The following is a 21,067-nucleotide window of genomic DNA, read 5'->3' as shown; positions in this document are numbered from 1 at the left end:
CTACCTTCCTTGCTCTATATTTTCAATTTGTGCCAGCATACCTTGCACTTGTTCCTGATAACCTGGATAGTCCTGTGGCTGCCAATTCCATTCTTTACAGCGTTCTAAAACAACTTTTGCATCCGCATACCGCTCAGCAGAAAACAAAACCTCAGCAAATTGCAGCATAAACATCGGTACTTCTACATTATGCGGATTAATATCAAGTGTCTTTTGCATGTAGATTGCAGCTGCAGAATACTCACCTAAATTTGCGGCAATCAATCCTGCCAAATAGTTAACCATTTCTGAATCACCATTTTCTATAGTTAAATCAGCAATTAAACTTTGTGCTTCAGTATAGTTTCCTGCTTGATAAAGCTGAATTGTCTGTTGATACAAAAAGTCCTCTGTTTCAAATATTTGGTTTTGTTTATTTGCAAGTACGGTAGCAACAATGAAGCCCACCATTACAAATATTAGCAAACTAAGTAATATGTATTTTCTTGTCGTTTCTTTCATATTATCATTCCTTAACTCTACTTAATTAAATAACATTTCTATTATACACTATTTAGCATTTTATTTCCTTACCTAACAAATAGGGTTCAACGTCAAATGTTGGGGTGAGGTAAAATTCACGTCACCCCAAATGAACCTCGATATTTTTATACCGAAGTTTAATAAGATTTTTGCTTTGAAGTGATCGAAACGCCGAAAGCCATATGCGTTGCGTTTCATCACTTTTGTTCTGTTGTTAATGCCTTCTAAAAATCCATTGGAATAAGGGAAGTTAAAACTGTTCAAGATCTCTACCTGCCAGTTTCTAAAAGTTTTAATGGCCTTTAAAAACGCATGAATCTGCTTCGTTTCCACTTCCTGATAAAATACTTCTAACCGCCTTTTTACTTCTACTACATTTTCTGCTGTTTTAGCCCAGTCAAACCATTCGCAATAAGCTTCTTTCAGTTCGTATGCCTGCCGTAATTCTTCAGACATCCCCAAATAACGGTCCACATACCAGCGTTCTTTTCGGGTCAGTTTAGATGCCCGTTTATAGAGCACATGACGCATCCGCTTACACTTCTTCCGGTCATATGCGTGCCATTCCTTCTGCACTTTTCGCCATACCTCATCCAACGCCCAGTAGATGTACCGGCAATAGTGGAACCGGTCTGCAATGATGACGGGCCGACTCAATGCTTTTTTGACTGCTGCTTTGAAGCTTGGATTCATGTCCATCACCACCAGCTCCACGTCCTGACCATATTGGCGCAGATAGTCCTGAATCGTTTCTTTCCGCCGGTTAGGTAGGATATCAAGCGGCTCCCGGGTTTTTGCATCCGCAATGATCAGTTCGAATTTTCCTCCGTCTGTATCCCCTTTATATTCATCAATCGCAATGGCTTTCGGCAGGCGCACGCCTTCTGCCATCTGCGTTTTTGCGGCTGACTGAAAGCGGCGGATGATGGTGGAACTAGAGGCGCCGAGAACCTCACCGGCTTCTTCAAACGTCTTGGCTTTCACGGAGCGCACCTGTGCCACCTGATTCCATTCCTTTGTGAAGCGCTGATACCTTTCCACAAATGGAGCGTGTTCAGAGAACCTTTTTCCGCAAGAACACGCATAACGGCGCCGTCTGTAAAACAGGCAAGTCAACCGTTCAAACCACTTCAAATGCTTGACTTTCTGCATGCGGTAATCATGGATTTTCTGTGTAGTATCCCCGCAGTTCGGGCAGCGATGAGGTTTTTTAGGAAGAGACACATAAAGGCAAGTCCGCTCTCCAAGCTCCTCCACCTTCTCGATAATAACTCCTTTTAATCCAGGGATATTCATGATAAAATTCATATGCACGTCTCACCTTTCTCTTACTTGTTTCTCAACAATTCAAGTATAAAAGAAATCAGTGAGTACGTGTCTTTTTTTATCCAAATTGTGTGTACACCCCAACGAATATTATAGAACCTTCATTTTATATAAAAGAAAAACCAAGGGAATATTATCCCCTTGGTTTTTAAATTACAATTTACACTGTAGGTTGTAAAACAAGTTTACCGCCAGTATATTGGAAAGTATAGCCTTTACCTTTGTAGTAAACAGTGAATGTACCATTTTCTGATACTTTCGGTGCGTTGAAGTACACAACTAACTGCTTATCATTTGAAGTAGTTCCAACAGTCGCATTAAGCGGAGCTGAAACATAAAGGTCATTACGGTTTACAGTTTCAGTAAATGTTAATGTTACTGAAGCAATATCTGCTGTAGCTGTATCAGCAACTTTAGAAGCAATTGTTACATCAAATGCTGAAGTAGTAGCACCAGAGATGAATTCAACTGATTTAGTAATAGATGTTAAACCAGATAAACCATTGCTAGTAGCTGTAGCAGTTACAGATACTTCAGAAGCTTTAGCAGCTGTTACAAGAAGGGAAGCATCTTTGCTACCTGCTGGTAACGTAACTTTAACTGTACGGTACTCATATGGAGCTAATTCTGTTGCTTCACCAGCAATTGTCACTGGTTGAGAACCAGCACGAACAGTGAATGTTACTTCTGTTGCAGCAGTGTATGAACGTGCTTTACCATTTTGATCAGATAATTGGTAAGTGAATTTAGCTGTTTTGCCTTCACCGATTTTGCTAGTTGCTTTATTATCAGCATCTGCATTATCTGAAATGTTTAACACGCTTGTGTAATCACTTGCGTATACAGTACGGAAGTATGTGATTTCACCTGATTTTTTAATACGATTGTCAGTTAAAGAGTTACCAATGAATGCAACCGGAGTAACGTACTCGTCTTTTGCACCAGTAACAGTGAATTTAGCCTTACCATCTTTATCAGTAGTTACTGTAACAAATGCACCATCACCAGTAACTTTTGTTGAAGTTTTACCTTCGATTACATATACATCATTAACTGGGTTAGCTGTACCAGTAGCTTTACTGAAGCCAATTTTTACTTCTGCGTTAGATAAAGCTTTACCAGCTTTGTCTTTAAGAGTTACTACATAGTCACGACCACCTGTTTCAGTCGTACCAGCATAATCAGCTGCTTCTTGTTTACCTTCAGCTGCAATTGTTAAATCATATAACGCTTCAGCAGTAAATTTAGAAGTTGTACCTTTTGCTTGTAATGCAGTAGCGCTATAAGAAGCTGCTTCAACTGGTTGAGTTGTAGAAGAACCAGCATCATATACAACTGGTGTTACAGTAGCGTCTTTACCAGTAATTGTTAAGTTCGCTTTACCGTTTGCATCTAAACGAATTAAAGCAACTTGGCTACCACCTGTAGTATATTCATAAACTTTACCGCTAAATGATGTTGTATAAGCACCGTTACCAGCGTATCCACCTAAACCTAATACTTGTGCATCTTGAGCTTTATCAGGAGATACATTTAAGTTTTCTTGGAAAGTTACAAATAGGTATCTATTTTTAGCACCTGAAATTTGGTAAACTTTTTGTTCGCCATCAGCTAATTCTACTTTTTCTGTCACATCTTTAATTTCAAGAGATTGACCCCAGTGAATTGCACCAGATGAACGAACTCCTGTTTTAGCACTTGCATAAGCAACTACAGTATCAGTGAATGATTGGTTTTTGTTGTCATAACGAGTGTAAGTATAAGTTGCTACACCTTCAGCATTCGTTAAAACTTCTTCTTTAATTTGCTCTTGTAATAATTGGTCAACTCCAGCAGGGTTGATAGCAAGTGTTACAGGAATGTTTGCTGCAGATTCGCCAGCTTTTGTAGTTACTTTAACTTGTACAGTAACGTTTTCGCCAAATTTACCTTGAATAGAACGTTCTACTACTTCTACCTTCTCAGGTACTACTTCAGAAGCTTCGTTTGATGGAGCTTTACCGAAGTCAGTGTTTGCTGTTTTGTATAAGAAAGTAGCAAATTGACCACGAGTAGTGTTACCTTTTGGGTTGAAGTTAGATACTGCTGGGTTTGTGATATCAAAGAAGTCTAATACAGAAATCGCTGAACGAGCTTCTGCTTTAGCTTGGTTTAAGTCTTTAACGTCACCGTCGAAGTCTTGACCAGCTACGAATTCTTCTAAGCTAACACCTTCTAAAGTGTTTACCATGCGCACTAAAGTTAATGCCATGTTTTCACGAGTGATTAGGTCAGATGGTAATAAGTTACCGTGAGAACCTACGAATACGCCTGCTTCTTTAACTACAGAAGCGTATTTTAATAATTCTTCGTTAGAAGTAGTTTTTAAATCTGCGAAAGCTGGGCTAGTTTTCCAGTTTGAAGCTGGCTCATAACCTTCAGTTTCTAAGTATTTACCTAATAATTTAACTACGTCAGAACGAGTTAAAGCTTTGTTAGGTTGGAATGTGCCATCTGGGTAACCGTTGATTACGCCAGCATCAACTAATGCGTTGATTGCTTCTTCGTGTGTGTTACCTGAAATGTCGCTTAAGTTTGCTGCAGACGCAACTGGTACGATTGCAGATGCTACTAATGTAGCTGTCGCAGCTGTTGCTACGAATTTTTTGTATTTCTTTGGTTGGTTAGCCATTGAAAAATTTCCTCCTCATATTTCAAATAATCTCTTAGTCTCTCACTACAAAAATAGTGTAGATAAACTAACTACACATAAATTCTAGTAGTATACAATTACAATGTCAATCCTTTTTTAAAACAAAAACAGAATTGCCATCATTTGTTACAATTAAAATATGCAACAAGCTGTATTGCAGAGCGACTTCGAATTTCTTATATTATGACATAAAACTACTTAGTAAAACAACATTTTATTCACAAATATATAAAGTTAACTATTATCATCTATTAGAAAGTTTGTTTTTTTGTTATTTTTATGACTTATATTTTTTTTATTACGTATTTATATCAATTAAACATCAAAATAGAATAGTGTAGGTATTTTGACTTTTTATATTTTATTCTATTTTTATTAGGTTTTTAGCGTACAATGGCATTATATTTTCATTGTTCACATTTTATGCATTCATTTTTTATTCATTTATTGGGCATTTATTTGTTTTTTAGTAATTTCAATCAAAAAACTCCTTATATTCGAATTTTGATGCTTCTTTTGTGAGCCATTGGGTGATTTTCATTTTTCCACACAAAAAGAAGAAGGTTTAAGCATTTGCTGCTTAAACCTTCTTCTTGGGCTACCAACCGTTTTTTCCTTGCAGGGAAAATTTTAAACTCTTTATCATAAGAGGAAATCTTACTATGGATACAGTGTAACACTAACATTACAATTTAACAATCAATTATTACAAAGATTACACAATATTTTTTTCGATGGTGCTTATTTCTTCTTTTTATCCCTTGCTACTTCTAGTAAAAACAGTGGTAGCGAAATTTGTCGTTTTATGCGATGAGGCTCTTTCATCAGGCGATAAAACCACTCCATCCCCATTTTTTGGAATGCTTCTGGCGCGCGCTTAACATTACCGGCTAGCACATCAAATGAGCCACCTACCCCTTGATATATCGTTGGGTGTAACTGATTACGATTGGCATTAATCCAATTTTCCTGCTTTGGTGAACCCATTGCTACGAACAGTAAATCAGGCTTCGCTTCATTAATTTTAGCTAACACTTTGTCGTTATCTTTTTCGTAGCCGTCCTGAGTTCCTACTATATTAATGTTTGGATAGATTTCTCGAAGTTTACCTGCTGCCTTCTCTGCAACTCCTGGCTTGCCACCATACAAGAAGATTGGCTTGCGACGCTTCGCTGCCTCTTCACATAGACGCATCATCATATCAACACCTGTTACGCGCGATGTAATTTGTCCTTTTTGAATTTTTGATGCAAGAATAACTCCAATCCCGTCCGGAATTTGAAATTCTGCATTATTGAGTAGCTCCTTTAAGGCAGGGTCTTCCTTCGCCTTAATAATTTTCTCTGGGTTAATCGCTACGATTAAAGACTTTTTCTTTAATTCAATTTGCTCAAACACGATGGGTAATAGCTCATCGTAGCCTTCTGTATTGACCTTTATGCCCAATACGGTTTCTTTCATTTTATAATTGTCCTTTCTACCCTACACGCTTTACACGGTGGGGCGTTTACTTCGCTTGTAAATACTGCTCTACTTCGTCAAGGCTGTTAAACTCCGCGCATTTCTCAACTAGTTGTTCCAATTTTTCATTATTTAATTGTCGGATTTGTTGCTCTACTTCAGAAGGAAGTAGCCCGAATTGCTTTTTCAGTAGCTGCAATGCTATTTTCTTGAGCGTATTAGTTATTCCTTCTTCTCTTCCTTCTTCTCTTGCCTCTAGCTCGCGCAATTTAGCTTCGGCAATAGCAGCTTCTTCATCTAAAATACGTTTTAAGCGACCTTCGTAGGCAAAATATTGTTCTTCTGTTAAGCTAAGTTCTTTCCATCCTGTTAACGCATCAAACAATTGTTCATCCTTCATCGCAATCGCCTCCAGCTCGTGATAAATGTCTTCGTAAATTTCCTTTTCTTTTCGGTGGTTCACTATCCCTAATAGAAGAAGCCATCGTGCAAGTACATCATTCCATGGATCTAGTTTTTGTGTTTTCCAATCTTTTAATAGCTTAGGAATTTCAATAAAGTGAAATTCCATCACATCCGTTAATAAGATTTTTTCTGTATCCTCGTATAAATGATAGGTTGTATGGAATTGTTCTGTTTGATCAAACAAATCAAAATTCATAATATTAATTGCAATAACAGGGTTCAACTGTTTATATGCTTTCCCTTTGCTCATCGATTGACTATATACTTTTGACCAATAATAAATGGAACGCTTCACCATATCATATTGATTTGTAAATTGAATTTCCACGTTAATCCATTCATTTGCTTTTGTTTTTACTAGTAGGTCAAGCCTGGATTGCTTGTCTTCTTCATATTCCCCACCAATTTCTATATTCTGAAAGGAAATATCGGTGATGACATCCCGTCCCGTACGTTTCAAAATTGCATTTAAAAAGACAACAGTAATTTTTTTGTTCTTTTCATTTCCAAATAACTGTTTGAACGCATAATCGATTTTCAAATCCATCATTTTTGTCAACGGAAGTTTTAGAAGTGCCCGCTTATTCATTTTTCGCCCCCTATATTTTCTCATTATTATATCATACGCAATAGAAAAAAGTGTTATGAAACTAGGCTTGCACTAGCATTACATAACACTTTTGTATACTTTTTAGTTTTTAGCATCCCCAAGTAAGTGGAATTGATAGCCCGCTTGCTCCCATTTTGCACGATTTAAGCAGTTTTTCGTATCGAATACAATTTTATTGTGCGATGCCAATGTTTCTGGATTTAATACTTTAAATTCATTATGATCAGTTAAACATAGTAAAATATCCGCAACCCCTACTACTTCCTCAAAGCTTTGCGTTTGTGTTGCGTGCTTGTTTTCTTTTATATGTGGGTCAAATGACACGACCTTTAAGCCTAAGTTTTGTAATTCATTAATAACGGCTGTCGACGGACTTTCACGCATATCGTCTACATTTCCTTTAAACGCTAGACCCAGCACACCAACAGTCGCACCTGCAATGTTGTTTTGATTTAAAATCGCCTGCGTTTTTTGTGCTGTATAGCTTGGCATACCATCATTCGTATTGCGTGATAAATGAATGATTTCTGCTTGTCCGCCACCGATTTCAACTAAAAACCATGGGTCCACTGCGATACAGTGACCGCCGACACCAGGCCCCGGAAAATGGACATTAACACGCGGATGATAATTGGCAAATTTAATTGCTTCCCAAATATTCACATCTAACTTTTCAGCCATTTTTGCTAGCTCATTAGCAAATGCAATATTGACATCGCGATATGTGTTTTCCATTACTTTTACAAGCTCAGCTGTCGTTGCATCTGTTAAATGGATTGTGCCTTCAACGAAAGTTTCATATAGCTCCTTCGTTAGTTGAGCCGATTTTTCATTAATTCCACCTACAATACGGTCATTTTTCACAAGCTCCTCAAAAATACGCCCTGGAATTACCCGCTCTGGTGAGTGTGCAACATAAATTTGTGTACCGATTTCCAAGCCTGATTTTACCAATTCCGGCAGCATAATATGCTCCACAGTTTTTGGAGGTACTGTAGATTCTAAAATAACTAAGTTTCCTTCTTTAATATACGGTACAATCGAAGCTGTCGCTTGACGCACATATTCTAAATTAGCCGTATTATCAGGATTAATTGGTGATGGTACCGCAACGATAAAGACATCCGCCTCCTGTGGCGACGTCGACGCAGTTAACAGCCCTTCATCTACTGCTTTATTTAAGCGCTCCTGTAGACCTTCCTCTTCAATATGTAGCCGTTTTTCCTGAATACTTTTTACTGCGGCGGGATTTAAGTCTACCCCATGTACTTTTACGCCATAGTTTGCAAACATTACGGCTGTTGGCAGGCCAATATATCCTAAACCAATAACACAAATTGATTTTGTCATGCTCGTTACTTCCTTTCATCTTCAAAGAGCGAATGTATATACTTACAGACGCATTTTCTGGCAAAATGGTTCGAAAACCTACTGCTTTACAGTATACAACTTTTTGATGCTTGTTGTGAAATAATTTTATCATATATAAAACGACTGTAGGGAATCCCTACAGTCGCTCCTTATTTTCTACGTCCCGTATCCAACAGCATTAATACAGATTGAGCCTGCTGCATATGCAAACGCAGTACGTATTGACTTGCCTGCAATAAAATATTGGCACGTACATAATTCATCATTTCCTTCGCAATATCCGCATCACGAATGCGTGATTCAGCAGCTGTTAAATTTTCTGCTGTGTTCATAACATTATTATAGGCATGCTCCATTCGGTTTTGATAAGCTCCCATACGCGAACGCTCCATTGATACTTTATGTAGCGCATCGTCAAGCTCTCCGATTGCTTTATCTGCATTTTCCTGTGTTAAAATATCAGAATCATCAAGACCGAGCTTCGTAGAGTCCATACCTCCAATATATAAATCAATTGTCTGTCCTGAATTCGCACCTGCTTGAATTTTTAACGGATTATTCTCATAATCACCATTCAATAACTTCCTCGTATTGAACTCCGTTTGCTGAGCTGAACGAGTAATTTCCTCCTTCAACTGCTGATACTCCTGATTAATTAACTCGCGATCCTTATCCGTTAGCGTATCGTTCGCCGCCTGTACAGCCAACTCACGCATTCGCTGAATCATCGCATGTGTCTCATTCAATGCTCCCTCTGCCGTTTGCACAAGGGAAATTCCATCTTGAATATTTTTACCCGCCATATTTAAACCGCGAATTTGGGCACGCATTTTCTCTGAAATCGCTAGCCCTGCAGCATCATCTGCCGCACTATTAATCCGATAACCTGACGAAATACGTAATAACGCTTTATTCGCCGACGCATAATGACGATTCATATTATTCAATATGGAGTAGCCAAGCGAATTCCATTGACCTAACATCCGTCGCCCTCCTTCATTGTTTTTGTTTATATCGGCTCGAATTGAGAAGAGTTTATAATTGAATGTCACTTGAGTGAGAAACTGACCTCGAACATCTACGTGGTTTTTGTGGTTCTATTGGCGCTTCTCCCGATTCTATTGACGGGGATGTTCGAAAAATCCAATTTATTTTGGTGCGGCGGTTTTTATCACTCCACTTTTATTAAAGGGGTAGCCAATGTTCATCACATTTTTTTAAAAAAGCCTTCTCTAGTTAGCTGAATCAACATTTTGTCAAACATCATTGCTATTGTCCTAGTGATTTTGATGTATTAACAAGTATTGTCAAATGGATGACACTTAATTTACAACAAAAACACCTCTTCAGATTTTGGAACGTGTTATAGCATGCCGCGCTGCTCTAAATGCCAGACTAAATTGTAAAACATCGTTTCATTGCGCTCAGTTAAGGCATAATCAATTAGTCGCTCTGCATTTTTCCCCTCTAATTCACGGATAATAGAAGAAGCTTCATGTTCTGATTCCGTTAAATCCTCTGTCACTGTATTCGCTACTTTCTCCTCGATAATTGGTAGTAAATAATCGTAAATATTCGATATAAGCAATAATTGGTAAAGAGGGATTCGTATAAAACGACTACCATTTTGGAATACAAAAACATCCGACACATTTTCTATTTTATACGTTTTTAGATTAACAACCATTTCTTTTCCATCTAAAGGAATAAAATGAAATAACTCTTCCTCCTTCATAATCGAAAGATGCTGATAAGCAAAAACTAAACATAACTTTGCTCCAGCCATCCTTGTATACAATGGCTTCATAAACTGGATGCGAATCACTTTCACCCTCCTTAAATATTTCCGGTTCTATTACAGTTTATTTTCTCCATCAGTGCGAGTTTTCAAACATCTTTTTCTTCTAGGATTCTTTCCATTAACGCTGTTTACGTAATTGCCGAATTTTTTCAAGGGGCAGTGCTGTCACTTCCACAATTATTGCGTCAGCAAATCCCTTTTTCAGCATGTTTATTGCAGTTTGTTCTATTCCCTGCTCTATTCCTTCCTTATATCCCGCAGCGTGAGCATCTTGCTTGCCTGCTTCTTCATCTAAAATGTATTTTAGACGAGATTCGTAGGCTATTCGGGATTCGGGCGTTTGGCTTAGCTCCTCCCATGCACTAAAGGCTTGTCGTAAGTTTTTATCTTTCATAGCTAACTCCTCCAGTTCCTTATAGATTTGATTGTATACATGATGTTTTCGTGCATCTACTGCTCCTAACAGCATGAGCCATCTGACGAGAATATCATCGAGTGGGGCAATTTTTTCCGCAAACCATGCCTCTAGGAATTTGTTTATTTATTTCCTTTCTGTTATTTTAGCGCATTTAGGCATTCGGCTTACGTTTACTTGTTTTTCAAGGTATAATGGAAGGAACGACTTTTTTAGGAGAGAAACGATTATGGCTTTATCAATATCCGATGTTGCGCATCGTCATTCGGCGTTTATTCGTCAGCAGTTGGAGGAAATGGAACGTTTATTGCAGCCTTCGTCAATCGAAGATGAAGAGCTAGTACGACGTGCCGTCTTTTCCGTGCGAAATAAATCTGTGCTATTTGAGCGTTTTGTTGCGCAAAAGGATGTACTGTTTACAGTTGTACAAGATGTGCGACCTGCTGAAGTGACTGTTGACTTCAGTCAACAGCTCATAGTATGTACATGCCCCCAGCAAAATTGCTGTCGCCATAAACTTGGTGTGATTCTTGGGCTTTATCAATATTTAGGCTCTGTGCAAGAATGGACAAGCAATTGGCGAGCGCAAAAAAACGTTCATTTGAAATCTTTAGCTACTGAGCGTAGCCCTGAAAGCTGGCAACGTATGGTGGATGAAGTAATGCAACATTTGCTGTATGGCTCTAAAGCAATTGAAAGCTACTCTATTTCGGCATTGCTAACGACTGTACATTCAAAGCTACAGCGCTATACACCACTTGAACGTGAATGGCAGCCTCTCTTCAAATTGTTTATGGAGCTAGCTGTTTTAAATAAGCTATGGGCTCACTTGAATCAGACAAACTCATCAGTTCACAACTATTATTTTGAGGCTGCGATGAACATTAGACTTGAAACTATACAAGCAATAACATCTGAGTTAAGTACGAAATCACGTCTCTTTGCAACAGACCCATTCTTTGATGCCATACAGGATAGTGTGCGTGAGCTTCTTTTTGAAAAGGATGGTCAGCCACAAATACGTTTTCAATTTTATTTAACAATTTGGACAGATGTTTTTAATGAAAAAAATCGCTATGAGAAAGAGCTATTTTTATTAGAAAAACTACACGTCAATAGTGATTTTCCTATAGCTACTGGCCATACACTTTTTTACGTTCTTCTAAGGGACAGCGCAAAACTTAATGAACAGCTATCCTATATTGATACGTCGGACCTTCATTTTTATTTGCTTATTGCAAAATTAGCATCGAAACATTATATGGAAGGTTTGCAAATATTATTAAAAGCGATGCTGCTACATTTGGAAAATTTTATTCATAATACACTCGCACCTCAGCAACGTCCACCATTTATTAAAGAAGTAAATGCACTTTATGCCAATATAGAACTTTTCGAGCAGGAGGCAGTTGTACTTTATCAAGCGTTTGGTCGTTATGGTATACAGCCTTATGCAGATTTTTTGCTGCGACAGGCTCGCTATGATGAATGGGTAGCCCTGCAGCAGCTTTACCCTTCTTCCATCAGTTATCTAGAGGCAAGGGGCTTAAAAACGGTGGTCAATGAGGCACCTGCTGCTGCATTACCTCTTTATCATTATTATGCATTAGAGGAGCTACGCCAAAAATCACGTCTGAATTATAAACAGGCAATTCGTATTTGGAAATCGATGAAAAGTGTTGCTAAAAAAGCTGGCAAAATGACGTATTGGACAAATTACATGCAAACTGTACAAAAACAATTCAAGCGCCTGCGTGCATTGCAGGAGGAATTGGATAAGAGCAATCTCATTTAAGGAGTTTTTATATGACCGACACATTCACATCACCTTTTGTAAAGTTACTGCGTTTAAAAATTACGCAGCTTCAAAATGGCTATTATGCAATCATGGCTTTACACGAAGATGGTTTAATCTCACCTCCTGAAAGCTGGATATCACAGCTTTTTTATAAATATGAAGCAAATTTTTACGGACTTATTGTACCATTAGATGAGCGCGATATTACATTGTCAGCGGCCGAGCTATTAGATGTGCTCTCACCTTCTTTTAAGCATCCTTTACTTAACATTGTCGGAGCGGATGCTACATCTGAGGCATTACTTGGAACTTTCCACGAGCTTGTTCCGCAATGGAGAAGTAGCACGCTTTGGCGAACTGCCTACTTTAATGAACAAACGCTATATTTCGAACACGATAAAGAAAATGTTTTGGCTACTGCTGCTATGCAAAAGCTTTCGAGCAATGGACTACAGTTTGAACAATGGAAGGAGCTTGTGCCATTTTTTGCGGATGGCGGCTGGCCACTGCAAAGTGAGCAAAATATCGCTGATTTAAAGTTTGCCTTACGTTTGAGCGAGCCCAATGAGATAAGTACTGAGTGGCTGTTAGAATCTGTTTTAATTACAGCAACAGAAAGACATTGGACACCTGCTGTACGAAAGCGTAGGTTAGCAATTGAGGAGGCTTTGCCCGATAAATGGAAAGCTCTTTCAGCAGATATCACAGCAATTCAACAGCAAATGCTGTCATTACTAAACCTAGAATCTGAAGGCTTTTTATATCACAACCTTTCAGACGCACAAGTAAAGCTTTTTTTGCGTGATGATATTGCCGTTTTACAGGCACTTGGCTATGAGGTTATTTTGCCAGCTTGGTTGAAAGAATTAAAGCAATCAAAAATACGTGTCCAAGTAAGTGCAGGTCAAGCTTCTACACGTTCTGTCGCAAGTCTCGATGATGTTTTAACATTCAAATGGCAATTTTCAATGAACGGCGAACATATTTCTTCGGAGCAGTTTCGAAAACTTGTGGAAGAAAAGCGTGAATTTATGCGTGTAGGTACAGAATGGTTCCGCATTGATGCAGTGTGGATGCAAGAAATGCGTGAATTAATGGATAAAGCGACCAATGAACAGTGGACAGTAAAAGAGCTACTGTTTAGAGAGTTACCAGAAACTTTAACAGCACCAGTAGAAGAGCTTGATGAAGAGGATGCTGAACGTGACAACCCTATATTAGCATTTGAAATGCAAAAATCTCTCCAGCAATATTTACAGCAATTACAGGAAAAACAGGGTCTTCCAAGCGTTCCTGTACCGTCACAGTTGGAAGCAGATTTACGTCCCTATCAGCAACAAGGCTTTGAGTGGCTTGTCTTTATGCGAAAGCAAAAATTCGGTGCTTGTCTAGCCGATGATATGGGGCTTGGTAAAACAATTCAAACAATTAGCTATCTTTTATATACGATTAATACACTTGATGTAACAGAACCTGCAATTATTATTTGCCCAACCTCGGTTCTAGGAAATTGGCAAAAGGAACTGGAGCGCTTCGCACCCTCTTTAACAATTTATACGCATTACGGAGCTAATCGCTTAAAGGATGCTTTGCTCCGTGATGAAATGAAACGAGCAATGCCTCAAATTGTGCTATCGACATACGGAACTATTTCACAGGATGCAGAGTTTTTACAACATTTTAGCTGGTCGAGCATTATTTTAGATGAGGCACAAAATATTAAAAATATGCAAACAATGCAATCCCGTGCTATTCGCAAATTGCGTGGTGAGCATCATATTGCATTGACAGGCACACCTGTCGAAAATCGTTTGTCGGAGCTTTGGGCTATTTTTGATTTTATTCATAAAGGCTATCTTGGTAGCTTTACGAAATTCCAAGAGCAATTTATTTTGCCGATTGAGCGCGATGACTCTGAGCAACATAAGGAGCTACTACGAGCAAAAATTCAACCATTTTTACTTCGCCGTATAAAGCGCGATTCAAAATTAATGTTGAATTTACCTGATAAGCAGGAAACTCAGGAATTTTGCCCATTAACAGCGGAGCAAGCTGCCCTTTATGAAAGCTATATTGAAGATACTGCAGCACAGCTTGAGCAGCTAACGGGCTTTGAAAAAAGAGGGCGCATTTTAAAAACGCTAAATAAATTAAAGCAGCTATGTAATCATCCTGCACTTTATTTAAAGGAGCCTTTTGATGATGCGAAGACGATGCTAAGCCGTTCTGTAAAACTAAAACGTATTGTAGATTTAACGGCTGAAATCGTTCATAACGGAGAGCAATGTTTAATTTTCACGCAATATATTGGCATGGGCAATATTTTACAGCATTGCTTTGCCGAGCTGTATGATATTGACGTCCCATTTTTAACAGGCAGTATGCCAAAAAAGCAGCGCGATCACTTAGTTGAAGCATTTCAAGCGGGGGAATTTCCAATTTTTATTTTATCGTTAAAAGCTGGAGGAACAGGATTAAACTTAACTGCTGCTAGCCATGTCTTGCATGCTGACCGCTGGTGGAATCCCGCAGTGGAAAATCAGGCGACAGATCGGGCCTACCGAATTGGTCAAACTCAATTTGTGCAAGTTCATAAATTTATCACACTTGGCACAATTGAAGAAAAAATCGATAAAATGTTAACTTTAAAATCAGCTTTATCAGAAGAGCTAATTCAGTCAAGCAAATGGCTTACGGAGCTTCAAGATGATGAGCTACGCGAACTTTTTTCACTTGATTTAGTTAGATAAAACCCCAAAATTTATACTCATTTAGTAGCGTCCTATCTTTGCGCCAAAAGATAGGACGCTTTTTTTGTTCTCTACATTTTATTCAGTTGTGAATTTTAGAATTTGCTATGCGGTTAAGAGGTACTTTTTTCACTCCTTTACATTTTTAGTTTAAGATAGAAGTTAGTTTTGTAGCAGTTGTTTCTAAAGGTTGATTGGCAGTGTATCTTCTGGTAAAGTGAAATGCTCCGATACGTGCCGCATTTCATCGTTGGACTCCTCAGTCACATTGCTTGTCGGCACACTTTGTTTCAAAGCATAAAATCGGACGCCTTCAGCAACGACATCCATCGCAAAGATACGGTTATTTTCTTTATTAATGTAAGAGCGTGTATGTAAGCGCCCATTAATACCAATTAAAGAACCTTTACCGCAATATTTCACAATATGCTCTGCTAGTCTTCCCCATGCGACACACAAAACATAATCTGCATCTACACTGCCTTCGTTATTACGATAATTGCGATTGATTGCTAACACGAAGCTTGTTTGTACTTTCGTATCAGATAATTGTCGTAACTGTGGATTTTTTGTTAAACGTCCAACAAGTCCGATTTGATTCATTGATTCACCTCCTTCGTTAGCAATAATATACCTCACAGCAATAAAATTTAGCAAAATCTGAAAAGTGACATTTGCTATAGTTTTGACTAGCCAAACTTAAATTTTTGACCCTTTTTAAAATTTATTTTGTCATATTTTAGTGCTCTAACCCATGTCAGTAAAAGCTTTATTGGGAATATGCGCAAATATTAAGTTTCGCATTTTTTGTATGTTATACTTAAACAAAGACTATTTTGTTAATGACTTGAAAGAAAAGTTTTTTTCGATTAATGAGTGAACGAAATTTACTTTGAAGGAGGCTATGTGTTTGAAGACTTTTAAATTGATGGCATTTGATTTACTAACTGACGATACTATACAACCAATACGCATTATTGATGGATTGACGATTAATTTAGAGGATAGTCATCAATCATGGGTACTTGAGCTGTTTATTCCAAATGAGTACCATTCTATATTTAAAACACTACAGGAAAATAATAGCGTGTTTGACGCACATGCCGTTATCTCCTTTCCTGATAATGAGCCTGCGCCATTTTCTTTAATCGTTAGCACAATTACTGAAATCGGTGACCGCTTGTCAGTGTTATTAAAAGGTTCAATTAAAGCGCGTCGCCAAAAATATGCGGAGCTCTTATTACAACAGCTATTAGAAGAAGGATTATCGAATGACGAGCTCTTACAGCGCTTCCAGCATGATATGAAAGAGCGACCTAAATTAAATAGACAGCAATGATTGATATGGGCGTCCAAAAATCCTGCTTTGCTTAGAGGATATTTCGATGGCGTTTCATCAAAATAACAACTGTTAAAAATAGTGAGGCTTTCTTTGAGAATGGAGTAAATATTGGATTTAGTAACTCGCCTTGAGTTATTGGCGATTTCTTGAATATATTTGCGACTTGCCTCGGTTTATTTGCGATTTCTTGAATATATTTGCGACTTGCCTTGGTTTATTTGCGACTTTTCGTATATATTTGCGACTTGCCTTGATTTATTTGCGACTTCTCGAATATATTTGCGACTTGCCTTGGTTTATTTGCGACTTCTTGAATATATCTGCGACTTGCCTCGATATATTTTCGATTTCTCAAATATATTTGAAACTTTCCCTGATTTATTAATGGCTTTTTGAATAAATTGACGACTTTTCAAAGAAACGCTCTTTTATTTTATTTCGTTATTCCTTTGATAAAATATCATTAAAAACGTCCCCCAAGCAGGCAATACGCTGCTTGGGGGACGTCTTTTTCTTTAGCGGTTGTCTAAATTATTGCGATCGCGCATGTCTGCTGGATCTTCGATAATGTCCTCTTCATTTACACGACGTTCAATAACTTGACCATCGTTGCCAACACCATCATTTGGCGCGACGCGGTCAACTTCTGCGCCATTACGATTGCCCCCAGTAGCAGGATTCACTGTGCCATTAGGTGCTGTGTTATTTATTTCGTTATTGTAGCGTGGTGTATAGTTATTATCAATAACATCATCCACCCCACGACGAATTTCGTTTGCTGGTGTATTATCGTTCATCGCATTACGATCTCCTGTATTACACCCAGCTAATAATGACGTAGCAAGTAATGTTGCTGCAAACAAACCTTTCCACATAAGAAATTCCCTCCTTTCCATGGACTCATCTGATCAATACTTGATCGTTTATTAGAGTGCCCGGGAATGAAGGGAACTATCCGAAAATTTTATAGTTCTATTTTAATTTTTCTTTCAACACTTGCTCAACATAAGCCGCCTCTGCTTTGCAGCCGAATGTGTAATTTGTGCCTAATTTTTTTTGCATTTTAGCAATGGAGTCGATTTGCTTTTTCGTTGGCTCTTCTCCTAAAATTTTTGCAATTACTTCGTCTACCTTTTTGGCAATTTCATTATGAAATTCTTCGCTTACTAATACTTCGTGAGGTACTTTATCAAACCAAGCCGCATTTTCTGTAAAATATTGCTGCCAACTTGTCATGAAATCTTCCATTGAAAATTTATCTTCATCCCACTCAATGCTTGCTAAATAAAGCTCAAATGATGTGGAAATTGATCGTGTAATACTTATTTTTACACCTGAAGACAGTTCTTTATACATAAAAATTTAAACCTCCTACGTTTAAAAGCCAACCCTTTCAATCAATTGCACTTTAGCTAATTTTAATCCAAATTTTTTGAGTTCGTGAGGGAAATCTCATCAAAATCTGTAATATTCGCCAAAGCCTTTAAATCAAACTCAGTCATTTCAACAACAATGCCGTACTCTTTGACTAAGTAATCTGCCCATTCACTAATGGGAACGCTATATATTTACCGCTTTACTTTTGCAACATGAAAAATATGTTGAATTAAAATAAGTCAACCTATACATCTTATAATTTTTTCTTTGTAAATGCAAATAGTACTAGGTTATCTGAAAAAATTGGTTTTTTCAATTACTTTGGCTGAACTGGTCCTATTGCAAATAAAATATCCGTTTCACAAACCAACTCACCATCAACTGTTGCTACGGCATGCCCTTTACCCATTTGACCACGCAGCTTGACAAATTCTACTTCCATTTTTAATTGATCGCCTGGTACAACTTGGCGTTTAAAGCGACAATTATCTATACCTGTTAAAAAGACAATACGTCCTTTAAATTCATCTGAGCTTAATAAGGCAACGCCACCTACTTGTGCTAGTGCCTCTACAATAAGAACACCTGGCATTACTGGGTAGCCAGGGAAATGACCATTAAAAAATTCTTCATTTACCGTAACATTTTTAATACCTACCGCGCTCTTGCCAACTTCAATTTCTAAAATGCGATCAACTAATAAAAATGGGTAGCGGTGCGGTAAAATTGCTTGAATTTGTTCTGCATTTAACATAAAAAAACCTCCACTCCTATTTAATCTTATGTATGGTAATTATTATACAGGAATTTATTAATTACGCCTTAACTAACTCTAGGCTGGATTTTGCTGAAATTCCAATCTAATTTGGTAATTCATGCATGACATTTGGCTGTTAGGTAAATAGGTTGGCACCTATATTATCTAACAGCCATTTGCAGCTATGTTTTGCTTACATTTCCCTTAACTTAAATAAAACAAAAGGAAATGGCTTTCTTAGCAAATCAATGCACTTTATTCTTTTCCTTCGATGATATCAAATATATGTTGCCACGTACTCCATTTTAACGCATCGCTTGCTTCTCCGCCTCCGAGAAAGCCGTAACCAAACATGACACCACCAATTGCTGCACCAACTAATAGGGCTAGTACAAGTACAATTCGCAGCCAAATTGGAATTAAGCGTATTTGTACCCAACGTATTCGTTTCGTCGTTTCTTTTGCCTCAATTTCCTCACTACGTCTTCTTCTTTTTTTGGGGGCTACATCTTGTTCATTGAATTCGTTCGTCATTTATTATACTCCCTTATGCTTATCGAATACCGTTAATGAGCCCTAGCATTTGGTCTGCAAGTGTGACTGCGCGTGAATTAAATTGATATGAGCGCTGCGTAGCAATCAAGTCTGTCATTTCCTTCGAAATATCTACATTCGACATTTCCAATGTTTGGATACTCAAACCAATTTCCGCACGACCCGCTCCTTGTAAATCCGTTAAAATATCTGCTTGCGTGTAGCCAAGAGCTGCTAAATTAGTCGGCAAGCCAATATATGTACCACTAATTTGCTCCATTGCTTGAGGCTTTTGTAATTCCGATACGGCTAAATCCACTGCTATTACATCACCATCTGGGTAATTCACATTTAAGCGACCATCTTGAGATAATGTAAAGCCTGTTGCAAAATCAGGGAAATAAATAGCATTTCCATCGCTATCTGCTACAGGATATCCATCGGCATTTACGAGCATCATTTGTCCGTTTTCCATTGGCGATACATAAAAATCACCTTGGCGTGTATATGCTGTGCGCTGACCATCACCATCAGGCATTAAAATATTGAAATATTGATTTTCCTTCGTAAATGCAAAGTCAAGGTCGCGTCCTGTACTCTGTAATGAGCCTTGCTTTTGATTTGATTGGACTAGTGATACATGTGCTCCGACACCATAGCGAATCCCTACAGGTGATTGGCGCAAAGTTTTATCCAATTTATCGTTATTATATTGCTGGTAAAGCAACTCTGAAAATTGTGCGTCCTTCGCTTTATAGCCATGTGTACTACTATTTGCAAGGTTATTGCTAATTGTATCTAATTTCGTTTGTAGCTGTGTTAATGTATTTGTTGCCGTTACCATTGTGCGTAGCATGCAATCATCCCTCCATTACACTTTCCCAATTTCATTTACTGCCTTTTCCATGCTGCGGTCATATGCTTGAAGAACTTTTTGATTTGCTTCAAATGCACGGTATGCCGTTAATAAATCTGTCATCGAGCGCGCAGAATCTACGTTAGAGCCCTCTAAGTAGCTTTGACGTGTTGCAAACGTTACACCTGCTTGTCCATATGCTGATGGTAGTATACCTTCGTCAAGCATACGATATAAACCATTATCCTGCTTCATTAAGACATCTGGGTTTGCTGAGAACGCTACACCAAGCGTTGCCACTTGTGTGCCGTTTTCATCTAAAATCGCACCTGTATCCGTAATTGTAATATTATCATTTGCTAGCTGAATACGCTCGCCTATGTTAGACAACACAAAAAGTCCTTGTCCGTTCACTAAATTGCCTTGTCCATCTAATGTAAAGTTACCATTGCGAGTATAAGCTTCTCCACCTGCTGGATGCTGCAGACGGAAGTAAATAGCACCTTGGTTACCGGATTCCTCATCAATTGGTAGCGTAATATCTACTAGTGCTACATCTGTTGGCAAATCTGTTAATAGTAATGAGCCTTGTGTATTGTTAGCAATTGTTTCTTGTAAGTATACCCCTGTTGTCAATGCACCGATTGGATTTAACTGCTGTAGAGTTAAACCTTTTTCTGTCGGTATATTTGTTGTTCCCTTTGCTGAGAGAAGCATGTCTGGGAATGAACGAATTGTTGATTGGTCTGCTTTAAAGCCGGGCGTATTTGCGTTTGCCATATTATTTGTCAATATTTCAGTACGACGTTGCTGTGCTAGCATACCTGAAGCTACTGTATAAAATCCTTTGAACATAAAACACACCTCATTTACTAGTTGTTATGATTCAACAAAAAATTCTCACTTCAAGCGAGTGGTAAGCTGAATTGAATACTAATTAGCGTTTACTCACTGATTGAGTAACCAACATCGGGTTATTCGATTTAAACG

General features: G+C 38.1%; 19 protein-coding genes. 3 read left to right on the top strand and 16 right to left on the bottom strand.

Annotated elements, in window-relative coordinates; genetic code table 11:
- The 9 genes from C9J36_RS01850 to C9J36_RS01810 all read right to left on the bottom strand — a co-directional run bounded on the left by C9J36_RS01850 (window position 1) and on the right by C9J36_RS01810 (window position 10,735).
- A complete protein-coding gene (locus C9J36_RS01850) occupies window positions 1-501 on the bottom strand; it encodes a tetratricopeptide repeat protein (protein ID WP_107942056.1) in 501 nt (166 codons plus the stop codon).
- 72 nt (window positions 502-573) lie between these two features.
- Window positions 574-1,830 carry an ISL3 family transposase gene (locus C9J36_RS01845; RefSeq protein ID WP_430010618.1) on the bottom strand — a complete coding sequence of 419 codons (1,257 nt, stop codon included), beginning with the start codon at window positions 1,828-1,830 and terminating at the stop codon, window positions 574-576.
- Between the two features lie 178 nt (window positions 1,831-2,008).
- Entirely contained in the window at window positions 2,009-4,519 is a 2,511-nt protein-coding gene (locus C9J36_RS01840) for an S-layer homology domain-containing protein (protein ID WP_107942055.1), read from the bottom strand.
- A 762-nt stretch (window positions 4,520-5,281) separates the two neighbouring features.
- Entirely contained in the window at window positions 5,282-6,001 is a 720-nt protein-coding gene (locus C9J36_RS01835) for a WecB/TagA/CpsF family glycosyltransferase (RefSeq protein ID WP_107942054.1), read from the bottom strand.
- A 46-nt stretch (window positions 6,002-6,047) separates the two neighbouring features.
- A complete protein-coding gene (locus C9J36_RS01830) occupies window positions 6,048-7,055 on the bottom strand; it encodes an Rpn family recombination-promoting nuclease/putative transposase (RefSeq protein WP_161956366.1) in 1,008 nt (335 codons plus the stop codon).
- Window positions 7,056-7,157: 102 nt separating this feature from the next.
- Window positions 7,158-8,426, bottom strand: coding sequence for a nucleotide sugar dehydrogenase (locus C9J36_RS01825; protein ID WP_066168335.1), 1,269 nt, complete (start codon window positions 8,424-8,426; stop codon window positions 7,158-7,160).
- 170 nt (window positions 8,427-8,596) lie between these two features.
- Complete coding sequence (locus tag C9J36_RS01820) at window positions 8,597-9,430, bottom strand: flagellin N-terminal helical domain-containing protein (protein WP_066168333.1); 834 nt, start codon at window positions 9,428-9,430, stop codon at window positions 8,597-8,599.
- A 380-nt stretch (window positions 9,431-9,810) separates the two neighbouring features.
- Entirely contained in the window at window positions 9,811-10,272 is a 462-nt protein-coding gene (locus tag C9J36_RS01815; protein WP_066168331.1) for a transcriptional regulator, read from the bottom strand.
- 94 nt (window positions 10,273-10,366) lie between these two features.
- Window positions 10,367-10,735, bottom strand: a complete 369-nt coding sequence (locus C9J36_RS01810) for a PD-(D/E)XK nuclease family transposase (protein WP_268807865.1) — start codon at window positions 10,733-10,735, stop codon at window positions 10,367-10,369.
- A gap of 157 nt (window positions 10,736-10,892) precedes the next feature.
- Here C9J36_RS01810 and C9J36_RS01805 point away from each other — a divergent pair, with 157 nt between their 5' ends.
- Complete coding sequence (locus tag C9J36_RS01805; RefSeq protein WP_107942051.1) at window positions 10,893-12,458, top strand: hypothetical protein; 1,566 nt, start codon at window positions 10,893-10,895, stop codon at window positions 12,456-12,458.
- Between the two features lie 11 nt (window positions 12,459-12,469).
- Window positions 12,470-15,211, top strand: coding sequence for a DEAD/DEAH box helicase (locus C9J36_RS01800; protein WP_107942050.1), 2,742 nt, complete (start codon window positions 12,470-12,472; stop codon window positions 15,209-15,211).
- Window positions 15,212-15,394: 183 nt separating this feature from the next.
- Here C9J36_RS01800 and C9J36_RS01795 read toward each other — a convergent pair whose 3' ends face one another.
- A complete protein-coding gene (locus C9J36_RS01795) occupies window positions 15,395-15,814 on the bottom strand; it encodes a single-stranded DNA-binding protein (RefSeq protein WP_107942049.1) in 420 nt (139 codons plus the stop codon).
- Window positions 15,815-16,121: 307 nt separating this feature from the next.
- Here C9J36_RS01795 and C9J36_RS01790 point away from each other — a divergent pair, with 307 nt between their 5' ends.
- Window positions 16,122-16,550, top strand: coding sequence for a YwpF family protein (locus C9J36_RS01790; protein WP_107942048.1), 429 nt, complete (start codon window positions 16,122-16,124; stop codon window positions 16,548-16,550).
- A gap of 518 nt (window positions 16,551-17,068) precedes the next feature.
- Here the strand turns inward: C9J36_RS01790 and C9J36_RS01785 are convergent.
- From C9J36_RS01785 to C9J36_RS01760, 6 genes are all read right to left on the bottom strand, one after another.
- A complete protein-coding gene (locus C9J36_RS01785) occupies window positions 17,069-17,428 on the bottom strand; it encodes a hypothetical protein (RefSeq protein WP_066168321.1) in 360 nt (119 codons plus the stop codon).
- A gap of 97 nt (window positions 17,429-17,525) precedes the next feature.
- Complete coding sequence (locus tag C9J36_RS01780; protein WP_066168318.1) at window positions 17,526-17,909, bottom strand: hypothetical protein; 384 nt, start codon at window positions 17,907-17,909, stop codon at window positions 17,526-17,528.
- A 337-nt stretch (window positions 17,910-18,246) separates the two neighbouring features.
- Window positions 18,247-18,684, bottom strand: a complete 438-nt coding sequence (gene fabZ, locus C9J36_RS01775; RefSeq protein ID WP_066168316.1) for a 3-hydroxyacyl-ACP dehydratase FabZ — start codon at window positions 18,682-18,684, stop codon at window positions 18,247-18,249.
- A 258-nt stretch (window positions 18,685-18,942) separates the two neighbouring features.
- On the bottom strand, window positions 18,943-19,221 hold the full coding sequence (locus C9J36_RS01770) for a DNA-directed RNA polymerase subunit beta (RefSeq protein ID WP_066168314.1): 279 nt from the start codon (window positions 19,219-19,221) through the stop codon (window positions 18,943-18,945).
- 19 nt (window positions 19,222-19,240) lie between these two features.
- Complete coding sequence (locus tag C9J36_RS01765) at window positions 19,241-20,077, bottom strand: flagellar hook-basal body protein (RefSeq protein WP_107942047.1); 837 nt, start codon at window positions 20,075-20,077, stop codon at window positions 19,241-19,243.
- A gap of 15 nt (window positions 20,078-20,092) precedes the next feature.
- Complete coding sequence (locus C9J36_RS01760; protein ID WP_107942046.1) at window positions 20,093-20,932, bottom strand: flagellar hook-basal body protein; 840 nt, start codon at window positions 20,930-20,932, stop codon at window positions 20,093-20,095.
- Between the last annotated feature and the right edge of the window lie 135 nt (window positions 20,933-21,067).

This window comes from Metasolibacillus fluoroglycofenilyticus, assembly GCF_003049645.1.
GTDB classification, from domain to species: Bacteria; Bacillota; Bacilli; order Bacillales_A; family Planococcaceae; genus Metasolibacillus; species Metasolibacillus fluoroglycofenilyticus.
The sequence above is the reverse complement of the archived record's forward strand: the minus strand, read 5'-3'. Positions and strand labels throughout refer to the sequence as shown.

Coding starts and splice junctions, on each gene's coding strand:
- C9J36_RS01850 (WP_107942056.1), bottom strand. CDS start 501: ATGAAAGAAACGACAAGAAAATACATATTACTTAGTTTGCTAATATTT.
- C9J36_RS01845 (WP_430010618.1), bottom strand. CDS start 1,830: ATGAATTTTATCATGAATATCCCTGGATTAAAAGGAGTTATTATCGAG.
- C9J36_RS01840 (WP_107942055.1), bottom strand. CDS start 4,519: ATGGCTAACCAACCAAAGAAATACAAAAAATTCGTAGCAACAGCTGCG.
- C9J36_RS01835 (WP_107942054.1), bottom strand. CDS start 6,001: ATGAAAGAAACCGTATTGGGCATAAAGGTCAATACAGAAGGCTACGAT.
- C9J36_RS01830 (WP_161956366.1), bottom strand. CDS start 7,055: ATGAATAAGCGGGCACTTCTAAAACTTCCGTTGACAAAAATGATGGAT.
- C9J36_RS01825 (WP_066168335.1), bottom strand. CDS start 8,426: ATGACAAAATCAATTTGTGTTATTGGTTTAGGATATATTGGCCTGCCA.
- C9J36_RS01820 (WP_066168333.1), bottom strand. CDS start 9,430: ATGTTAGGTCAATGGAATTCGCTTGGCTACTCCATATTGAATAATATG.
- C9J36_RS01805 (WP_107942051.1), top strand. CDS start 10,893: ATGGCTTTATCAATATCCGATGTTGCGCATCGTCATTCGGCGTTTATT.
- C9J36_RS01800 (WP_107942050.1), top strand. CDS start 12,470: ATGACCGACACATTCACATCACCTTTTGTAAAGTTACTGCGTTTAAAA.
- C9J36_RS01795 (WP_107942049.1), bottom strand. CDS start 15,814: ATGAATCAAATCGGACTTGTTGGACGTTTAACAAAAAATCCACAGTTA.
- C9J36_RS01785 (WP_066168321.1), bottom strand. CDS start 17,428: ATGTGGAAAGGTTTGTTTGCAGCAACATTACTTGCTACGTCATTATTA.
- C9J36_RS01780 (WP_066168318.1), bottom strand. CDS start 17,909: ATGTATAAAGAACTGTCTTCAGGTGTAAAAATAAGTATTACACGATCA.
- fabZ (WP_066168316.1), bottom strand. CDS start 18,684: ATGTTAAATGCAGAACAAATTCAAGCAATTTTACCGCACCGCTACCCA.
- C9J36_RS01770 (WP_066168314.1), bottom strand. CDS start 19,221: ATGACGAACGAATTCAATGAACAAGATGTAGCCCCCAAAAAAAGAAGA.
- C9J36_RS01765 (WP_107942047.1), bottom strand. CDS start 20,077: ATGCTACGCACAATGGTAACGGCAACAAATACATTAACACAGCTACAA.
- C9J36_RS01760 (WP_107942046.1), bottom strand. CDS start 20,932: ATGTTCAAAGGATTTTATACAGTAGCTTCAGGTATGCTAGCACAGCAA.